Raw genomic sequence first — 16,356 nt, 5'->3', positions numbered from 1 at the left:
TATCCGACACATGACAACCGAACCGGCGAACCGAAAGGGTGATCCCCGCATGATGCGCGGCCCGAAGCTCGACAGTTACGATTTCGCGATCCTCCGCGCGCTTCAGGTCAATGGCCGGATGCCCAAGACCGCGTTGGCCGAGGCGGTGAACCTGTCGCCGACGCCCTGCTGGGAACGCCTGAAAAAGCTGGAACAGGCCGGGTTCATCACCGGCTACCGGGCGATGGTCGACATTCGAAAGATCGCCCCGGTGACCGAGGTCATGGTCGAGATCACGCTTGCGAACCACAAGGCCGACGCGTTCCGCCGGTTCGAGGACGCGATCCGCGACCGCGACGAGGTTCGCGGCTGTTGGGCGCTGGGGGGCGGGGTCGACTACATGCTGCATCTCGTGGTCGGCGACATCGACGGGTACCAGCGCCTGATGGACGAACTGCTGGACGGCGCGATCGGGATTGACCGCTATTTCGGGTATGTCGTGACCAAGCAGGTCAAGGACGTGCCGAACCCCATTCCAGACCTCTGACCGAGGATTCCTCGGGTTGGCCCGGATAGACAGAGAGATCCTCTGCCGGACCGGTGCATAACAGAGCCACTTTCTGCCAAGGCGCGGGTAATCTTGCGGCATCTGCAATGCCCCAAGGAAGGCCGCACGCCATGAGACAGGACCGCATCGTGACCGGTGTCACGCTCGACGACCCCAAGCTCTTTCGCAGCTTTTCGTATATCGACGGCCGCTGGACCGGCGCCTCTGACGCCGAGACGCTGCCGGTGAAGAACCCCGCCGACGGAACCGTGGTCGGCGAGATCGCCAGCCTGTCCGCGGACGAAGGCCGTGTCGCGGTGGATGCCGCGCAAAAGGCGTTCGCCGCGTGGTCGCTGATGCTGCCGCAGGACCGCTCGGCCATCCTGCGCCGCTGGTTCGACCTGATGCTGGCGCACAAGGAAGACCTTGCCCGCATCATGGTCGCCGAACAGGGCAAACCGATTTCCGAGGCGCGGGGCGAGATCGACTATGCCGCCAGCTTCGTCGAATATTACGCCGAAGAGGCAAAGCGCCCCGACGTCGAAAGCGTCACCAGCCACCTGCCGGACGCCGAGGTCGAGCTGTGGCTGGAGCCCGTGGGCGTCGTCGCGCTGATCACGCCGTGGAACTTCCCCAGTGCCATGCTGACCCGCAAGGCCGCCGCGGCGCTTGCGGCGGGCTGCACCGTGGTCGCGCATCCGTCGGCCGAGACGCCGTATTCCGCGACAGCGCTGATGGAACTGGCCGAGCGGGCAGGGGTGCCTGCCGGGGTGTTCAACCTTGTCACCGGCGACGCGCCCACCATCGTGCCGGCATGGACCTCGGACACCCGTGTTCGCGCGCTGTCGTTCACCGGCTCGACCGAGGTCGGGCGCCTGCTGTACCGCGACAGCGCGGCGACGGTGAAGAAACTGGTCATGGAACTGGGCGGCCACGCGCCGGTCATCGTCTTCGCGGATTCCGATCTGGACGCCGCCGTGACCGAGACGATGAAGGCCAAGTGGGCGACTTCGGGGCAGGACTGCCTTGGCGCGAACCGGATCTACGTGGAACGGTCCGTCTATGACGCCTTCTGCGCCAAGTTCACCGAGGCCAGCGCCGCCCTGACCGTCGGGCGCGGCATGGACGACCCGGACATCGGTCCGCTGATGAACGAGAACGCCGTCGCCAAGCAAGAGGCCCACGTAGCCGACGCGCTGAAGCGCGGCGCAAAGCTGGCCTGTGGCGGCAAGCGGCACGCGCTGGGGCCGCTGTTCTTTGAGCCGACCGTGCTGACCGATGTGCCCGAAGACGCCCTGATCCTGCGCGAGGAAACCTTCGGCCCGGTGGCCGCCCTTGTGCCCTTCGACACCGAGGAAGAGGTGGTGACCCGCGCCAACGACACCGAGTACGGGCTGGTGGCCTATGTCCACAGCCTGAACCCGCGCCGCATCTACCGGCTTAGCCGCGCGCTGCAATTCGGTATGGTCGCGGTCAACCGCACCAAGGTCACCGGCGCGCCGATCCCGTTCGGCGGCGCCAAGCAGTCCGGGCTGGGGCGCGAAGGCGCGCGGCTGGGGATGCAGGAATTCATGGAACTGAAATACGTCTGCCGCGACTGGAGCTGACGACAAGATGAAGGACGACACCATGCTGAAGAACGACCAGCTTGAAAGCTGGGACCGCGAGAACTTCTTCCACCCCTCGACCCACCTGGCCGAGTTCGCGCGGGGCAACGTGCCGCAGCGCGTCGTGACGGGCGGCAAGGGCTGCCACATCGAGGATCGCGACGGCAACCGCCTGTTGGACGCGTTCGCGGGGCTTTACTGCGTCAACGTCGGCTATGGCCGCCCCGAGATCGCCGAGGCCATCGCCGAGCAGGCGAAAGAGATCGCCTATTACCACGCCTATGTCGGCCACGGCACCGAGGCGTCGATCACGCTGGCCAAGATGGTTCTGGACCGCGCGCCGTCGAACATGTCGAAGGTCTACTTCGGCCTGTCCGGGTCGGATGCGAACGAGACCAACATCAAGCTGGTCTGGTACTACAACAACATCCTCGACCGGCCCGAGAAGAAGAAGATCATCTCGCGCTGGCGCGGCTATCACGGCTCGGGCCTGATGACCGGCTCGCTGACCGGGCTTGCGGCATTCCAGCAGAAGTTCGACCTGCCGCTGGACCGCGTGATCCACACCGAGGCGCCGTACTACTTCCGCCGCGACGACCTTTCGATGTCCGAGGCCGAGTTCGTGGCCCACTGCGCGTCCGAGCTTGAGGCGCTGATCGAGCGCGAGGGCGCCGACACCATCGCCGCGATGATCGGGGAACCCGCGCTGGGGACCGGGGGTCTTGTGCCGCCGCCCGCCGGGTACTGGCAGGCGATCCAGGAGGTTCTGGACAAGCACGACATCCTGCTGATCGCGGACGAGGTCGTCACCGGCTTCGGGCGTCTGGGCACCATGTTCGGGTCCGAGCACTACGGCATCCGGCCCGACGTCATCACCATCGCCAAGGGCCTGACCTCGGCCTATGCGCCGCTGTCCGGCTCGATCCTGTCCGACAAGGTCTGGAAGGTGCTGGAAGAGGGCACCGACAAATTCGGCCCCATCGGCCACGGCTGGACCTATTCGGCGCACCCCATCGGCGCGGCGGCCGGGGTGGCGAACCTGCGGCTGCTGGACGAGCTGAACCTTGTGTCGAACGCCGGATCGGTGGGCGCGCATTTCAAGGCGGCGCTGACCGACGCGCTTGGCGATCACCCGAACGTCGGCGACATCCGGGGCGAGGGCCTGCTGTGCGCGGTCGAGTTCGTCGAGAACCGCGATGGCCGCGTTTTCTTCGACCCGGCCCGGACCATGGGTGCCAAGGTGAACGCGGCGCTGCTGGCGCGTGGCGTGATCTCGCGCGCGATGCCGCAGGGCGACATCCTTGGCTTCGCGCCGCCGTTCTGCCTGACCGAGTCCGAGGCGGAAGAGATCGCGTCGAAACTGAAGGACGCGGTGGCCGAGGTTCTCGGCTGACGGACCTTGCGATCACGAACATGACGGAACGGCCGGGGACCAAATCCCCGGCCGTTTCGCGTTCCGGCCCGCTTTACTTCCGCGCGCCGCTTCGACAGTGTCCCCGGCAAATCAGGACACACCAATGACACGCAAGATCATCATCGACACCGACCCCGGCCAAGACGACGCCGTGGCCATCCTGCTGGCTCTGGCCAGCCCCGAGGACATCGAGGTTCTGGGCATCACCGCCGTCGCGGGCAACGTGCCGCTGGCGCTGACCTCGAAGAACGCCCGCATCGTCTGCGAAGTCGCGGGCAAGCCCGACACCCGCGTCTACGAAGGCTGCGACCGCCCGATGGCGCGCGAGCTTGTGACGGCGGAATACGTCCACGGCAAGACCGGCCTTGACGGGATTCAGCTGCCGGACCCGACCATGCCGGTGCAGGACACCCACGCCGTCGATTACATCATCGAGACGCTGCGCGCCGAGCCCGCCGGAACGGTCACGCTGTGCCCGCTGGGGCCGCTGACCAACATCGGCACCGCATTCCAGAAGGCGCCCGACATCAAGGAAAAGGTGCAAGAGATCGTCCTGATGGGCGGCGCCTATTTCGAGGTGGGCAACGTCACGCCCGCCGCCGAATTCAACATCTACGTCGACCCGGAAGCAGCGGATATCGTTCTGAAATCGGGCGTTCCGATCACGATCATGCCGCTGGACGTGTCGCACAAGGCCCTGACCACGCGCCCCCGGATCGAGGCGTTCCGCGCCATCGGGCGCGTGGGCGAGATCGTGGCAAGCTGGACCGATTTCTTCGAACGCTTCGACATGGAGAAATACGGCTCGCAAGGCGGTCCGCTGCACGACCCGACGGTGATCGCCTATCTGCTGAAGCCCGAGTTGTTCAGCGGGCGTCACATCAACGTCGAGATCGAACTGCAGTCCGACCTGACGCGGGGCATGACCGTCGCCGACTGGTGGCGCGTCACCGACCGGGCGCCCAACGCGACCTTCATGGGCGACATCGACGCTGACGGCTTCTTTGCGCTGCTGACCGAACGTCTGGCCCGGTTGTGAGCGCCAAGCTTCATCTTGCCGCCGAGGATGACCTCGACCGCCTGCTGCCGCTGGTTGCGGCCTACCATGCGTTCGAGGGCATCGCGGGGGATGACGACACCCGCCGCGCCGCGCTGACGCCGCTGCTGGCCGGATCGCCGTTGGGCGCGGTCTGGCTGATCGGGCTGCGGCGGGCGCCGGTGGGCTACATCGCGCTTAGCTTCGGCTGGTCCATCGAGTTCGGCGGCATGGACGGGATCATCGACGAGTTCTTCATCCGCGAGAACGTGCGCGGTCGCGGTATGGGGACAGAAGTACTAATGGCGCTGATGCCGCAGCTTGCGCAGGCCGGACTGAAAGCTCTGCACCTAGAGGCGGACCCGGCAAACGAGCCCGCCCTCAGGCTGTACCAGCGGCGCGGCTTCAAGGTGCGGGATGGCTATCACTTCCTGACCTGGCGGCCCTGACCCCTTCCCACGCCGCGCTTCGCACCCTAGATCTGGCGCATGACCCTGCACGTTCCCTTCGACAACAGCTATGGCCGGTTGCCTGACCGGTTCTATTCGCGCCTTGCGCCGACCCCGGTCTCTGAACCCGGCCTGATCCAGGTGAACGACGCGCTGGCGGCCGAGCTTGGGCTGGACCCGCAGGCCTTGCGGTCCCCCGAGGGCGTGGCCGCGCTGGCGGGCAATGCGGTCCCCGACGGTGCCGATCCGCTGGCGCAGGTCTATGCCGGGCACCAGTTCGGCGGCTGGAACCCGCAACTGGGCGACGGACGTGCGATCCTGCTGGGGGAAGTCATAGATACCAATGGGGTACGACGCGATCTTCAGCTGAAGGGTGCAGGTCCGACGCCGTATTCCCGGATGGGCGATGGCCGTGCGTGGCTGGGTCCGGTCCTGCGCGAATACATCGTGTCAGAGGCGATGCATGCCCTCGGCATCCCGACCACGCGGGCGTTGGCGGCCGTCACCACCGGCGATCCGGTGATCCGCAACGGCGCGCTTCCCGGCGCGGTGCTGACCCGCGTCGCTAGCAGCCACGTGCGCGTCGGCACCTTCCAGTATTTCGCCGCGCGCGGCGATCTCGAGGCGTTGCAAGCACTCACCGATTACGTGATCGAGCGCCACTATCCCGAGGCGGGCGATGCGCTGGGGCTGCTGAACGCCGTCACCGCACGGCAGGCGCGGCTGGTGGCGCAGTGGCTGGGCGTCGGCTTTATCCACGGGGTGATGAACACCGACAATTCCAGCGTCGCGGGCGAGACGATCGACTATGGTCCCTGCGCCTTCATGGATGCGTACCATCCCGGCAAAGTGTTCAGCTCGATTGATCAGTACGGCCGCTATGCCTATGCGAAGCAACCGGAAATCGCGGTTTGGAACATGGCGCAACTGGCCACCGCGATCCTGCCGCTGATCGACCCGGACCAGAATACCGCCATCGAAAAGGCGACCGAGGCGGTGAACCGGTTCCCCGACATCTATCAGGACGCGTGGATCGCGACCTTCGGCGCCAAACTGGGCCTGGCGGACGCAACGGCAGAAGACGTGCCGCTGATCGAGGCGCTGCTGACGCTGATGACGGAACAGGGCGCCGATTTCACGCGCACCTTCCGGGGCCTGTCGGAAGACAGCGCCCGGGCCGAGTTCTCTGATCCTTCGGGGTTCGACGACTGGGCCACCCGGTGGGCAGCCCGGCGTCCGTCGGACTGGCAGGACCGGGCCCGCGCCGCGAACCCGGCGGTGATCGCGCGGAACCACCGCGTCGAACAGGCGATTTCCGCAGCTGTGGCAGGCGACTACGCGCCGTTCCTGACACTGAACGAAGCGCTTGCGACCCCGTTCCGGCTGTCGCCCGATCACGCGCATCTCGCCGAAGCGCCGGGTCCCGAGGAAGAAGTCCGCCAGACCTTCTGCGGCACCTGACCGCGCACCGCGCCTTTTGCAATGCGGCGTCGGTGTGCCTAGATGATAACGTGATACCGAACCGCAAGGAGCCGTCCGACGTGCGGATTGCCAGCTACAATATTCGGAAGTGTCTTGGTCTCGACCGCCGCCGCGACCCCGGTCGCACCTTGTCGGTGATCAACGGGCTGGATGCCGATATCGTCGTCCTGCAAGAGGCCGACAAACGGCTGGGCGCGCGTCCGGCGGCGCTTCCGCATGATATGCTGGAACACGAGACGGATTTCGTTCCCGTGCACTTCGCCCGCAACGATGTGTCGTTGGGCTGGCACGGCAACGCGATCCTGCTGCGGCGCGGGCTGGTGCCCACGGCGATTGACCACCTTGACCTGCCGGGAACCGAACCGCGTGGCGCGGTGGCGGTCGAGATCGGCGACGTGCGCATCGTGGGGGTTCACCTTGGCTTGTTGCGCAGCGACCGGCGGCGGCAATTGGCGCGTATCGCGGACAAGTTCCACGACGACCGGCCCACGGTGATCCTTGGCGACTTCAACGAATGGCGCGCCCGCACCGGGCTAGAGGCGTTGGACGGCCGCTTTCGCGTTCACACCCCGGGCCGCAGTTTCCATGCCGCGCGCCCCGTCGCGGCATTGGACCGGATCGCGCTGAGCGATGGGCTGGAGCTTCGCGATGCCGGGGTCGAACAGGCGCGTCCGGCCCGCAGCGCGTCGGATCACTTGCCGGTTTGGGCCGACATCGACGTGGTCCGGGGCGGGCGGTTGACCAGCACCAGCCCCGCCGCCACCAGCGCCAGCGCCACCCACAGGGCATAGCCCACCGTTTCGCCCAGCAGCAGCCAGCCGAAGAACACCCCGACCACGGGCGACAGGAAGCTGAACGAGGTGACGCCCGACGCCGGGTAGATCTTCATCAGCCACATCCACAGCAGGAACCCCGCCGACACCAGCAGAATCTGGAATCCAAGCGCGGCGGCGGTGATGCCGTCGAAGTCGCGGATCGCCGGGCCGAAGAAGGCGGCGAAGGCGAACAGCACGGGGACAGAGACCGCGATCTGCCAAGTCAGCTGCTGCGCCGGAGGCACGCGCGAGAAGGGCGAGACCTTGGTCAGCAGGGCGATCAGCGCCCACAAAAGTGACGCGGCCAGCGCCAGCAGGTCGCCCGCCAGCCCCGCCTCGCCGCCGCTGCCGCGCGACAGGATCGCGACGGCGACCCCAGCCATCGCCAAGGCCAGCCCCGCCGCCTTGCGCGGCGACAGGCGGTCGCCGGGGACAAGGATATGCGCCAGCAACGCCAGCCAGACCGGCATCCCGTAGAAAATGACCGAGGTGCGGGCGACCGAGGTCAGGTCCAGCGCAAGGAAGAGGCATACGAATTCAACGGCGAAGACGACGCCCATCAGCGCGCACCACGGGCGCGCGGCGGGCTCGACGTACAGCGACTGGCCGCGCAGGCGAATCCAGGCCAGCAGGATCGGCAGCGCCAGAAGCGACCGCAACGCGGCGGCGAAGACCGGCTGCAGACCATCGTTGGCGACCTTGACCACGACCTGATTGAAGCCAAGCGCGACGGCGAAGCAGATCAATGTCACCGCCCCGAAGGCGTCGATGTGGTCTTTGCGCTGCATGGTATCCTCCTCGGTGCCGCCGCACCGGATCGGCAGGGCGGACAGCGGCGCCAAAGGATCGTAAATCGGCGGCGGGGGCAAGCCTACCGCGGCGCGATCCCGTTGCCGCCATCCGGCGGGTCGCGACTTTTCGCGGAAAATTATGTGCGCTCGGATGGCGCCCGCGCCGCACTTCGCCTAAGACGAGCCGGCACGAGGAGCATGACGTGACCGACACCATCCTGCAACGCTGCGAGGCCAAGGGCCTGCGCATGACCGGCCAGCGCCGGGTGATCGCGCAGGTGCTTCAGGACTCCGACGACCACCCCGACGTTGAGGCGCTGTACACCCGCGCCAGCGCGGCGGACCCGCGAATCTCGTTGGCCACCGTGTACCGCACGGTGAAGCTGTTCGAAGAGGCGGGCATCGTCGAGAAGCTGGAATTCGGCGACGGTCGCGCCCGCTATGAAGACGCGGACCGCGATCACCACGATCACCTGATCGACATCCATTCCGGCGAAGTGATCGAGTTCTGCGATCCCGAGATCGAGGCGTTGCAGGCGAAGATCGCCGAGAAGCTGGGCTTTGAGTTGCGGGGTCACCGGCTGGAACTGTACGGCGTTCCGAAGAAGCCCCGTCAATGAGCATACAATCCCGCCCGGATGCCCCGGGCTTTGAAACGTCCGGTTCGACTCGCGGCATTGGCCTTATGGTGCTTGCGATGGCGCTGCTGGCCGTGTCGGACATGTTCATCAAGCTTGCCGGGGGCAGCCAGCCGCCGGGACAGGTGATGTTTCTGCTGTCGCTGGGCGGCACCGCGTTCTTCCTTCTGATGGCGCGGATGCAGCGCGCGCGGGTCTGGGACCGGCGGTTCTGGCACCCCACGGTAATGCGCCGCAACGTGTTCGAGATCGTGGCCGCCTTCGGGCTGGTGATCGGCCTGACCTATGCGCCGCTGTCGCTGGTGGCGGCGCTGCTGCAAACCACGCCGCTGATCGTGACCGTGGGCGCCGCGCTGATCCTGAAGGAACCCGTCGGCCCGCGCCGCTGGGCCGCCGTGCTGGTCGGGCTGGGCGGCATGCTTTTGGTGGTGCGGCCGTGGTCGGCATCCTTTGCGCCCTCGGTGATCTTCGTGCTGATCGCGGTGGTCGCGCTGGCGTTTCGCGACCTTTACACCCGGCTGTGCCCGCCCGAGGTGCCGTCGATCACCCTGTCGACATGGGGCTTCGCCGCGACCATTCCCTTCGGCATCCTGACGATGGTCCTGATGGGGGAAACGCCGGTGGTCAGCGGCATCGGTCTTGTGCATGTCGCGGGGGCGGTCGTGGTGACGACCACGGGCTATTACGCGCTGACCTCGGCGATGCGCGCGGCGCCGGTCGCGGTGGTCGCGCCGTTCCGATATGCCCGGCTGGTCTTTACCACCGGGCTGGGCATCCTTGTTTTCGCGGAACAGCCAGACACGCTGACCTATGTCGGATCGGCGATCATCCTTGCGGCGGGGCTGTACACCTTCCTGCGCGAACGCAAGCTGGCGCAGCGGCGCTAGCGGACCGGCAGGGCGTCAGCCTTTTTCCTCGGCCTTCGCGGCGTCCCATAGGGCGTCCATCTCTTCCAGCGTCGACTCCTCGGGGCGCTTGCCCTGTTCGGCCAGCCGCGCCTCGATCCGGGCGAAGCGCCGGGTGAACTTGGCGTTGGCGGCCCGCAGCGCCGCCTCGGGGTCGACGTCGAGGTGCCGGGCAAGGTTGGCGGCGACGAACAGGAAGTCGCCCATCTCTTCCTCGACCTCGGCCTGCGTCAGCGTCTCTCGCGCCTCGGCCAGTTCGTGGGCCTCTTCGGTCAGCTTGTCGAGAACCTGACCGATGTCGGGCCAGTCGAAGCCCACCCGCGCGGCGCGCTTTTGCAGCTTCAGCGCCCGCAGCAGCGCCGGCAGACCGATGGCGACGTCATCCAGCACACCCTTGGCGCCCTTCGCGGCGCGCTCGGCGGCCTTCACGGTTTCCCAGTTCTCGGTCTGCGCCTCGGGGCTGTCGATGCCGGTCTGGCTGCCGAACACATGCGGGTGACGTGCGACCATCTTGTCCGACATGGTGTCCGCGACCTCGTGGAAGTCGAACAGCCCGCGCTCCGACGCCATCTGCGCGTGAAACACCGACTGGAACAGCAGGTCGCCCAGTTCGCCCTTCAGCTCGCCCCACGCCTCGCGCTCGATCGCGTCCGCGACCTCGTAGGCTTCCTCGATGGTGTAGGGGGCGATGGTGGCGAAGTCCTGTTCGATGTCCCACGGGCATCCCGTTTCGGGATCGCGCAGGCGGCGCATGATCTCAAGCAGGCGGGGCAGGCCGCCATTCGGATCGTGCACCAGCGTGTCGCTGTCTTTCGCCATTGTCGCCCCCGCGTATTTCTGGAATCGTCGCCGCCGTTATCCGATAGCCGAGACGGGAGAGTCCACATGGCCATCGTCAATCGCATTGGCGACTTCGCCGAAGAAATGAAAGAGTGGCGCCGCTGGCTGCACCGTCATCCCGAGCTAGAGTTCGCCTGCCATGGCACCGCGGCCTTTGTCGCCGAGAAACTGAAAGCCTTCGGCGTGGACGAGATCCACGAAGGCATAGCGACCAGTGGCGTCGTCGCGATCATCAAAGGGCAGGGGAACACCGGTGACGGTGGGCCCGTCATCGGCCTGCGCGCCGACATGGATGCGCTGCCGATGTCCGAGGAAACCGGGCTGGACTATGCGTCCGAAGTGCCCGGCGCGATGCACGCTTGCGGCCATGACGGCCACACCACGATGCTGCTGGGCGCCGCCAAGTACCTTGCCGAGACGCGGAATTTCCGGGGCCGCGTGGCGCTGATCTTTCAGCCGGCCGAGGAACAGGGCGGCGGCGGCGGCGCGATGGTGGACGAAGGCGTGATGGACCGGTTCGGCATCGGGCAGGTCTTTGCCCTGCACTGCGCGCCGCATTACCCGCTGAACACCTTCCACACCACGCCGGGGCCGCTGATGGCGGCGGTGGACGATTTCGTCGTGACGGTCACGGGCCGAGGCGGCCATGCGGCGATGCCCCAGGAAGCGGTCGACCCGATCCCGGCGGTGGCCGCGATGGTGCAGGCGGCCCAGACTATCGTCACCCGCAACACCGACCCGATGAAAAGCCTTGTCATCTCGATCACCCAGATCCACGCGGGCAGCGCCCACAACGTGATCCCCGAGGTGGCAACCTTCGCGGGCACCATCCGCAGCTTTGACCCAGAGGTGCGGCAGGGCACGGTGGCGCGGTTCCGCGACCAACTGGCCGGGATCGCGGGGGGCTATGGCGTGACCGCCGACCTGAAGCTGATCGAAGGCTATCCGCCGACGATCAACACCGCCGACGAGACCGCCTTTGCCGCCGGTGTCGCCGCCGAGGTCGTCGGCGAGGCGGCGGTGGACACGGACGCCGCGGCCGAGATGGGGGCCGAGGACTTCTCGTTCATGCTGGAAGCCCGGCCGGGGTCGTACTTGTTCCTTGGGCAGGGGGAGGGACCGCTGGTTCATCACCCGAAATTCGATTTCAATGACGAGATCGCGCCGGTCGGCGCCTCGTTCTTCGCGCGGCTTGTCGAGCGCGCGCAACCGGTGGAGTGACCGATGGGACTTGAAGACGCAAAGACGCACGCCGACCGCGCGGTGACCGCTGAAGGATTCCGGGGGCATTCGTTCGAGAACACCTTTTCCGGCGCGCCATCCTTCCTGCGACGCAAGTATTCCAAGGACCTGACCGGGGTCGACGTCGCCGTGACGGGGATTCCCTTCGATCAGGCGGTGACCAACCGGCCCGGCACGCGGCTGGGCCCGCGCGCGATCCGCGAGGCGAGCGCCCTGCAGTCGCCCGACGCGCCCTATGGCTGGGGCTTCGACATCATGGAAGAGTTCGCCATCGCGGACTATGGCGACATGCCGTTCGACTATGCCGCCCCGGCCACCATCCCGCAGGTGATCGAGGCGCACGCCGAGACGATCCTGTCGCAGGGCGCTGCGATGGTGACGCTGGGCGGCGACCACTCGATCTCGCTGCCGATCCTGCGCGCTCATGTGAAACGCCACGGGCCGCTGGCGCTGGTGCAGTTCGACGCCCACACCGACACGTGGGCGGATTACGAACCGGCACGGTTCGATCACGGCACCGGGTTCTACAAGGCGGTGAAGGAAGGGTTGATCGACGTGGACCGCTCGGTTCAGATCGGCATCCGCACCGACAACCCCGACACCTTGGGCATCACCGTGATCGACGCGCCAGAGGTGCATCGTGCGGGCCCGGCGGCGGTGGCCGCACAGGTGCTGGACGTGGTGGGCGACGCGAAGGTGTATCTGTCCTTCGACATCGACTGTCTTGATCCGGCGTTCGCGCCGGGCACCGGCACGCCGGTTTGGGGCGGTCTGTCCAGCGCGCAGGCGGCGGCGATCCTGCGGGGCATCGCGGGGGTGAACCTTGTTGGCGGCGATGTGGTCGAGGTTTCGCCCCCCTTCGATCCGGCAGGCATCACGGCGGTGGCCGGGGCGCATGTCGCGACCGAGATCCTGTGCCTGTGGGGCTGGACGCGTCGGGGCTGACGTCAAAGGCGCGGGGCGCTTGCCTCTACGGGGCGGAAAGCTACCCTGATCCCCATGAAAGCAACCCTTGCCCTTATCGTCCTGCTGCTGGCCGCGGCCATGGCCTATGTCCGGCTTGCGCCCAGCGACCCTGACGTCTGGCACGTTGACCCGCTGAAGGCGCCGGACCCCGGCGACGGCGGTGTGCGACTGTTGCCGGACGACAGCAAGCTTTACGCGTTGCCTCCAGCCTCGCTTCTGGCCGCGTTCGACCGGGTCGCCCGCGAGGAACCGCGCACCGACCGGCTGGCCGGCAGTGTCGAGGATGGGCAGATCACCTATGTCGCGCGGTCGCTGGTCTGGGGGTTCCCGGACTACATCACCGTTACCGCCGTACCCGAGGGCGACGGCGCCCGGCTGGCGGTTTATTCCCGCCTGCGCTTCGGGCGGGGCGACATGGGCGTGAACCGCAAGCGGCTAGACCGGTGGCTGCATCGTCTTGATGCGGTCATACAGTGACACTCCGGGGCAGCCGTCCTGTATGCGCCGCCATGTCGGGTTGTTCAGCGACATGTCGCACCGCGCCATCCACGTATCGCAGCCTGCGGTGATGCAGATGACATCGCCCAGTTCCTTCCGCGCGCCGTGGTCGTCGGTGCAATAGTATTCGACCCCCGGCAGCGGCTCGTAACCGCGGAAGGCGTCCTGCGCCGTGGCCAGACCCGGCGCCAGAAGTAGCAGGGCGAGTGCGCGATACATGACCCTACGGTAACCCATCGCGTGCCATCTGGCGAGATGCGGCGTATCTTGACGCGCACGCGGCTTTCGGCGACATGCCTGACATGGTTCCTATGGAAAAACTGGCCCAGATCCGGGAGCGTTTCGAGTATGTCGAGGCGCGCATGTCCGCGGGGTCGGGCGACATCGCCGCGCTTGGGCGCGAATATGCCGAGTTGAAGCCGGTGGTCGAGCAGATCGCCGACTATCGCCAGCTTTTGGATGACATCTCCGAAGCCGAAGAGATGCTGGCCGATCCCGAGATGAAGGCCTTGGCCGAGGACGAGCTTCCCGAGCTTCGCGCACGGCTGCCCGAGGTCGAGCAGGCGCTGCGCGTGGCGCTGTTGCCGAAGGACAGCGCCGACGAACGGCCCGCCATCCTTGAAATCCGCCCCGGCACCGGCGGCGAGGAAGCCGCGCTGTTCGCGGGCGACTTGCTGCGGATGTACCAGCGGTACGCCGAGGACAAGGGTTGGCGGTTCGAGATCATCGAACTGCAGGAAACCGAGCTGGGCGGCATCAAGGAACTGGTGGCCAACATTCAGGGGCAGGGCGTCTTCGCCCGGCTGAAATACGAAAGCGGAGTGCACCGGGTCCAGCGGGTTCCGGCCACGGAATCGGGCGGGCGTATCCATACCTCGGCCGCCACGGTGGCGGTGCTGCCCGAGGCGCAGGACGTCGATATCCGGATCGATCCCGGCGACATCCGCATCGACACGATGCGCGCATCGGGCGCGGGTGGGCAGCACGTGAACACCACCGATTCCGCGGTGCGGATCACCCACATTCCCACCGGGATCGTCGTCACCAGTTCCGAGAAGTCCCAGCACCGCAACCGCGAGATCGCGATGAACGTGCTGCGCGCGCGGCTGTTCGACGCCGAACGCCAGCGGATCGACAGCGAACGCGCCAGCGACCGCAAAAGCCAGGTGGGGTCGGGCGACCGTTCGGAACGCATCCGCACCTACAACTTCCCGCAGGGCCGGATGACCGACCACCGGATCGGCCTGACGCTGTACAAGCTGGATCAGGTGATGCAGGGCGATCTGGACGAGACGGTCGATGCGCTGATCGCCGACGATCAGGCCGCGAAGCTGGCCGAGATGGAGGCGTGAGCCCCACGGCACGCGACCTGCTGGCCGACGGCATCGCGCGGCTGCGCGATGCGCGTATCGACACGCCCGAACGCGACGTGCGGGCCCTGCTGGCCGGGGCGATGGGCATTCCGCGCGACCGGCTGTCGCTAGAGCTTTCGTCGGATGTGCCCGAGGCGCAGGAAAAGACCTTTCGCCAGATGCTTGCGCAGCGATCTTCACGCAAACCCGTTGCGAAGATACTGGGCCGGCGGTTGTTCTGGGATCGGTGGTTCGAGGTCACCGCAGACACGCTGGACCCGCGCCCCGAGACCGAGACGCTGATCGCGCTGGCGCTAGAGCGCCCGTTCACGAAACTGCTGGATCTTGGCACCGGCACCGGATGTATCGCGGTCACGCTGCTGGCCGAACGGCCCGGCGCGCAGGGCGTGGCAACCGACGTCTCAACGCCCGCGCTGGCAGTGGCGGCGCGCAACGCCGCCGCCCACGGTGTGGCGGAACGGCTGGATCTGCGCGTCAGCGACTGGTTTGCGAATGTCGACGGCACCTTCGACCTGATCGTGTCCAACCCGCCCTATATCGCCTTGGACGAAATGCCGAATCTGGCCCCGGAAGTCCGCGACCACGACCCGGAGGGCGCGTTGACGGACCACGGCGACGGGCTGTCGGCCTATCGCACCATTGCCGCCTCTGCGCCCTTGTTTCTAACGCCCGGCGGGCGGCTTCTGGTGGAGATCGGGGCGTCTCAGGGACCCGCCGTCGCCGAAATATTCGAGGCCGCGGGCCTTGACGGAGTGTCGATCGGGACCGATCTTGATGGCAGGCACCGTGTCGTATCGGCCCACAGCAAGGGTCAGGACGCCACATAGGTGCGGAATCCGGCCGACATTTACCGGATCTTGCGACTTTTGGCTTGTCATACGTGGAATCCCGTGCTTACTCGGGAACCAAGCGGGCGGTGGGACGCCATTAAGGCTCCCCCTCGCCGACAAGCCTAAAAAATCGTCAGGCCCTTGGGAAAGACCCACCGCGAAAGGCGCGGCGCGGCCAGGCAGAGCCAGAACAATCAGGCTGGAAATAGAGACAGTATGAGATCGTCCAAGTCACGCTCGCGCAACAAGCAGCGCAACAGGTCCGTTGGCAACATCGTCAACCGGGTGTTCGACAGCTCGGGCCCCGAAGGCAAGGTGCGCGGCACGCCGCAGCAGATCATCGACAAGTACAACCAGCTTGCCCGCGATGCGCAACTTTCCGGTGACCGTGTGGCCACCGAGAACTTTCAGCAGCACGCCGAGCACTACACCCGGATGCTGGCAGAGGCGCAGCGCGAGCAGGACCAGAAGCGCGAGCAGCAGGACCAGCAGCAGCGCGACCGGCAGCAAAACAACAATAATAACAACAGCAATAACAATAATAGTAACAACAACCGCAACGACCAGCAGCCGCAGGGCGACGACAACGGTCAGTCCGCTTCCGGCCGTGATCAGCAGCAACCGCAGGCGGAACAGCCGCAGCCGCAGCAGAAACCGTCGCGTAGCCGTTCGCGGTCGAAACCGGCGCCCGAGGCCGAGGCTGCGAAGCCGTCGGATGCGGACAATGGCGACGTGATCGATTTCGGCAACGACGGCGACAGCGGTCTTGTCGAGACGCCGGAAAGCAAGCCCGAGCCGAAACCCGCCCGCAAGCCTCGTGCCCGCAAGCCGAAGGCAAGCGAAGCGACCGAGGACGGCAGCGGAGAGACGTCTTCCGACGCGACGGCGGCCGAGTAAGGCCGTCCTGCGACGCGCTGCGGCGGCCTAAAGCCGCCAGTCGGTAT

At 66.7% G+C, this 16,356-nt stretch carries 18 protein-coding genes; 15 read left to right on the top strand and 3 right to left on the bottom strand.

The window, feature by feature from the left end; genetic code table 11:
* The first annotated feature begins 10 nt into the window (after positions 1-10).
* The 7 genes from P1K30_RS03855 to P1K30_RS03825 all read left to right on the top strand — a co-directional run bounded on the left by P1K30_RS03855 (position 11) and on the right by P1K30_RS03825 (position 7,305).
* Positions 11-526, top strand: a complete 516-nt coding sequence (locus P1K30_RS03855; protein ID WP_275631342.1) for an Lrp/AsnC family transcriptional regulator — start codon at positions 11-13, stop codon at positions 524-526.
* 131 nt (positions 527-657) lie between these two features.
* Entirely contained in the window at positions 658-2,133 is a 1,476-nt protein-coding gene (locus P1K30_RS03850; protein WP_275631341.1) for an NAD-dependent succinate-semialdehyde dehydrogenase, read from the top strand.
* Positions 2,134-2,155: 22 nt separating this feature from the next.
* On the top strand, positions 2,156-3,526 hold the full coding sequence (locus P1K30_RS03845; protein ID WP_275631568.1) for an aspartate aminotransferase family protein: 1,371 nt from the start codon (positions 2,156-2,158) through the stop codon (positions 3,524-3,526).
* A 124-nt stretch (positions 3,527-3,650) separates the two neighbouring features.
* Entirely contained in the window at positions 3,651-4,586 is a 936-nt protein-coding gene (locus tag P1K30_RS03840; RefSeq protein ID WP_275631340.1) for a nucleoside hydrolase, read from the top strand.
* On the top strand, positions 4,583-5,032 hold the full coding sequence (locus P1K30_RS03835) for a GNAT family N-acetyltransferase (protein ID WP_275631339.1): 450 nt from the start codon (positions 4,583-4,585) through the stop codon (positions 5,030-5,032). Before P1K30_RS03840 ends, P1K30_RS03835 begins: the two co-directional genes overlap by 4 nt.
* Positions 5,033-5,071: 39 nt before the next feature.
* A complete protein-coding gene (locus P1K30_RS03830) occupies positions 5,072-6,493 on the top strand; it encodes a protein adenylyltransferase SelO (protein WP_275631338.1) in 1,422 nt (473 codons plus the stop codon).
* A 50-nt stretch (positions 6,494-6,543) separates the two neighbouring features.
* Entirely contained in the window at positions 6,544-7,305 is a 762-nt protein-coding gene (locus P1K30_RS03825) for an endonuclease/exonuclease/phosphatase family protein (RefSeq protein WP_275631337.1), read from the top strand.
* Here the strand turns inward: P1K30_RS03825 and P1K30_RS03820 are convergent.
* Positions 7,206-8,117, bottom strand: coding sequence for a DMT family transporter (locus P1K30_RS03820; RefSeq protein WP_275631336.1), 912 nt, complete (start codon positions 8,115-8,117; stop codon positions 7,206-7,208). The genes P1K30_RS03825 and P1K30_RS03820 overlap by 100 nt on opposite strands.
* A gap of 206 nt (positions 8,118-8,323) precedes the next feature.
* Here P1K30_RS03820 and P1K30_RS03815 point away from each other — a divergent pair, with 206 nt between their 5' ends.
* Positions 8,324-8,740, top strand: a complete 417-nt coding sequence (locus tag P1K30_RS03815; protein ID WP_275631335.1) for a Fur family transcriptional regulator — start codon at positions 8,324-8,326, stop codon at positions 8,738-8,740.
* Positions 8,737-9,645 (top strand): DMT family transporter, encoded by a 909-nt coding sequence (locus P1K30_RS03810; RefSeq protein WP_275631334.1) that lies wholly within the window; start codon positions 8,737-8,739, stop codon positions 9,643-9,645. Before P1K30_RS03815 ends, P1K30_RS03810 begins: the two co-directional genes overlap by 4 nt.
* 15 nt (positions 9,646-9,660) lie before the next feature.
* Here P1K30_RS03810 and mazG read toward each other — a convergent pair whose 3' ends face one another.
* On the bottom strand, positions 9,661-10,482 hold the full coding sequence (mazG, locus tag P1K30_RS03805; RefSeq protein WP_275631333.1) for a nucleoside triphosphate pyrophosphohydrolase: 822 nt from the start codon (positions 10,480-10,482) through the stop codon (positions 9,661-9,663).
* Between the two features lie 66 nt (positions 10,483-10,548).
* Between mazG and P1K30_RS03800 the strand changes: the two genes are divergently transcribed.
* Genes P1K30_RS03800 through P1K30_RS03790 form a run of 3 tightly spaced genes read left to right on the top strand, consistent with a single transcriptional unit; the run spans position 10,549 to position 13,188 of the window.
* The gene (locus P1K30_RS03800) at positions 10,549-11,724 is read left to right on the top strand and encodes a M20 aminoacylase family protein (protein ID WP_275631332.1); all 1,176 of its coding nucleotides are present in this window, start codon (positions 10,549-10,551) and stop codon (positions 11,722-11,724) included.
* Positions 11,725-11,727: 3 nt separating this feature from the next.
* A complete protein-coding gene (speB, locus tag P1K30_RS03795) occupies positions 11,728-12,690 on the top strand; it encodes an agmatinase (RefSeq protein ID WP_275631331.1) in 963 nt (320 codons plus the stop codon).
* A gap of 54 nt (positions 12,691-12,744) precedes the next feature.
* Complete coding sequence (locus P1K30_RS03790) at positions 12,745-13,188, top strand: DUF1499 domain-containing protein (RefSeq protein WP_275631330.1); 444 nt, start codon at positions 12,745-12,747, stop codon at positions 13,186-13,188.
* On the opposite strand, the gene P1K30_RS03785 is transcribed toward P1K30_RS03790, so the two are convergent.
* Positions 13,147-13,428, bottom strand: a complete 282-nt coding sequence (locus P1K30_RS03785) for a hypothetical protein (protein WP_275631329.1) — start codon at positions 13,426-13,428, stop codon at positions 13,147-13,149. The genes P1K30_RS03790 and P1K30_RS03785 overlap by 42 nt on opposite strands.
* A gap of 83 nt (positions 13,429-13,511) precedes the next feature.
* On the opposite strand from P1K30_RS03785, the gene prfA reads away from it, so the two are divergent.
* The 3 genes from prfA to P1K30_RS03770 all read left to right on the top strand — a co-directional run bounded on the left by prfA (position 13,512) and on the right by P1K30_RS03770 (position 16,309).
* Positions 13,512-14,561, top strand: a complete 1,050-nt coding sequence (gene prfA / locus P1K30_RS03780) for a peptide chain release factor 1 (protein ID WP_275631328.1) — start codon at positions 13,512-13,514, stop codon at positions 14,559-14,561.
* Positions 14,558-15,409 (top strand): peptide chain release factor N(5)-glutamine methyltransferase, encoded by an 852-nt coding sequence (gene prmC, locus P1K30_RS03775; RefSeq protein ID WP_379561110.1) that lies wholly within the window; start codon positions 14,558-14,560, stop codon positions 15,407-15,409. Before prfA ends, prmC begins: the two co-directional genes overlap by 4 nt.
* Positions 15,410-15,628: 219 nt before the next feature.
* On the top strand, positions 15,629-16,309 hold the full coding sequence (locus P1K30_RS03770) for a DUF4167 domain-containing protein (RefSeq protein WP_275631327.1): 681 nt from the start codon (positions 15,629-15,631) through the stop codon (positions 16,307-16,309).
* The last annotated feature ends 47 nt before the right edge of the window (positions 16,310-16,356 follow it).

The sequence above is a fragment of the Psychromarinibacter halotolerans genome, assembly GCF_029168315.1.
Classification (GTDB): Bacteria; Pseudomonadota; Alphaproteobacteria; order Rhodobacterales; family Rhodobacteraceae; genus Psychromarinibacter; species Psychromarinibacter halotolerans.
The sequence above is the reverse complement of the archived record's forward strand: the minus strand, read 5'-3'. Positions and strand labels throughout refer to the sequence as shown.

Coding starts and splice junctions, on each gene's coding strand:
- P1K30_RS03855 (WP_275631342.1), top strand. CDS start 11: ATGACAACCGAACCGGCGAACCGAAAGGGTGATCCCCGCATGATGCGC.
- P1K30_RS03850 (WP_275631341.1), top strand. CDS start 658: ATGAGACAGGACCGCATCGTGACCGGTGTCACGCTCGACGACCCCAAG.
- P1K30_RS03845 (WP_275631568.1), top strand. CDS start 2,156: ATGCTGAAGAACGACCAGCTTGAAAGCTGGGACCGCGAGAACTTCTTC.
- P1K30_RS03840 (WP_275631340.1), top strand. CDS start 3,651: ATGACACGCAAGATCATCATCGACACCGACCCCGGCCAAGACGACGCC.
- P1K30_RS03830 (WP_275631338.1), top strand. CDS start 5,072: ATGACCCTGCACGTTCCCTTCGACAACAGCTATGGCCGGTTGCCTGAC.
- P1K30_RS03820 (WP_275631336.1), bottom strand. CDS start 8,117: ATGCAGCGCAAAGACCACATCGACGCCTTCGGGGCGGTGACATTGATC.
- P1K30_RS03810 (WP_275631334.1), top strand. CDS start 8,737: ATGAGCATACAATCCCGCCCGGATGCCCCGGGCTTTGAAACGTCCGGT.
- mazG (WP_275631333.1), bottom strand. CDS start 10,482: ATGGCGAAAGACAGCGACACGCTGGTGCACGATCCGAATGGCGGCCTG.
- P1K30_RS03800 (WP_275631332.1), top strand. CDS start 10,549: ATGGCCATCGTCAATCGCATTGGCGACTTCGCCGAAGAAATGAAAGAG.
- speB (WP_275631331.1), top strand. CDS start 11,728: ATGGGACTTGAAGACGCAAAGACGCACGCCGACCGCGCGGTGACCGCT.
- P1K30_RS03790 (WP_275631330.1), top strand. CDS start 12,745: ATGAAAGCAACCCTTGCCCTTATCGTCCTGCTGCTGGCCGCGGCCATG.
- P1K30_RS03785 (WP_275631329.1), bottom strand. CDS start 13,428: ATGTATCGCGCACTCGCCCTGCTACTTCTGGCGCCGGGTCTGGCCACG.
- prfA (WP_275631328.1), top strand. CDS start 13,512: ATGGTTCCTATGGAAAAACTGGCCCAGATCCGGGAGCGTTTCGAGTAT.
- P1K30_RS03770 (WP_275631327.1), top strand. CDS start 15,629: ATGAGATCGTCCAAGTCACGCTCGCGCAACAAGCAGCGCAACAGGTCC.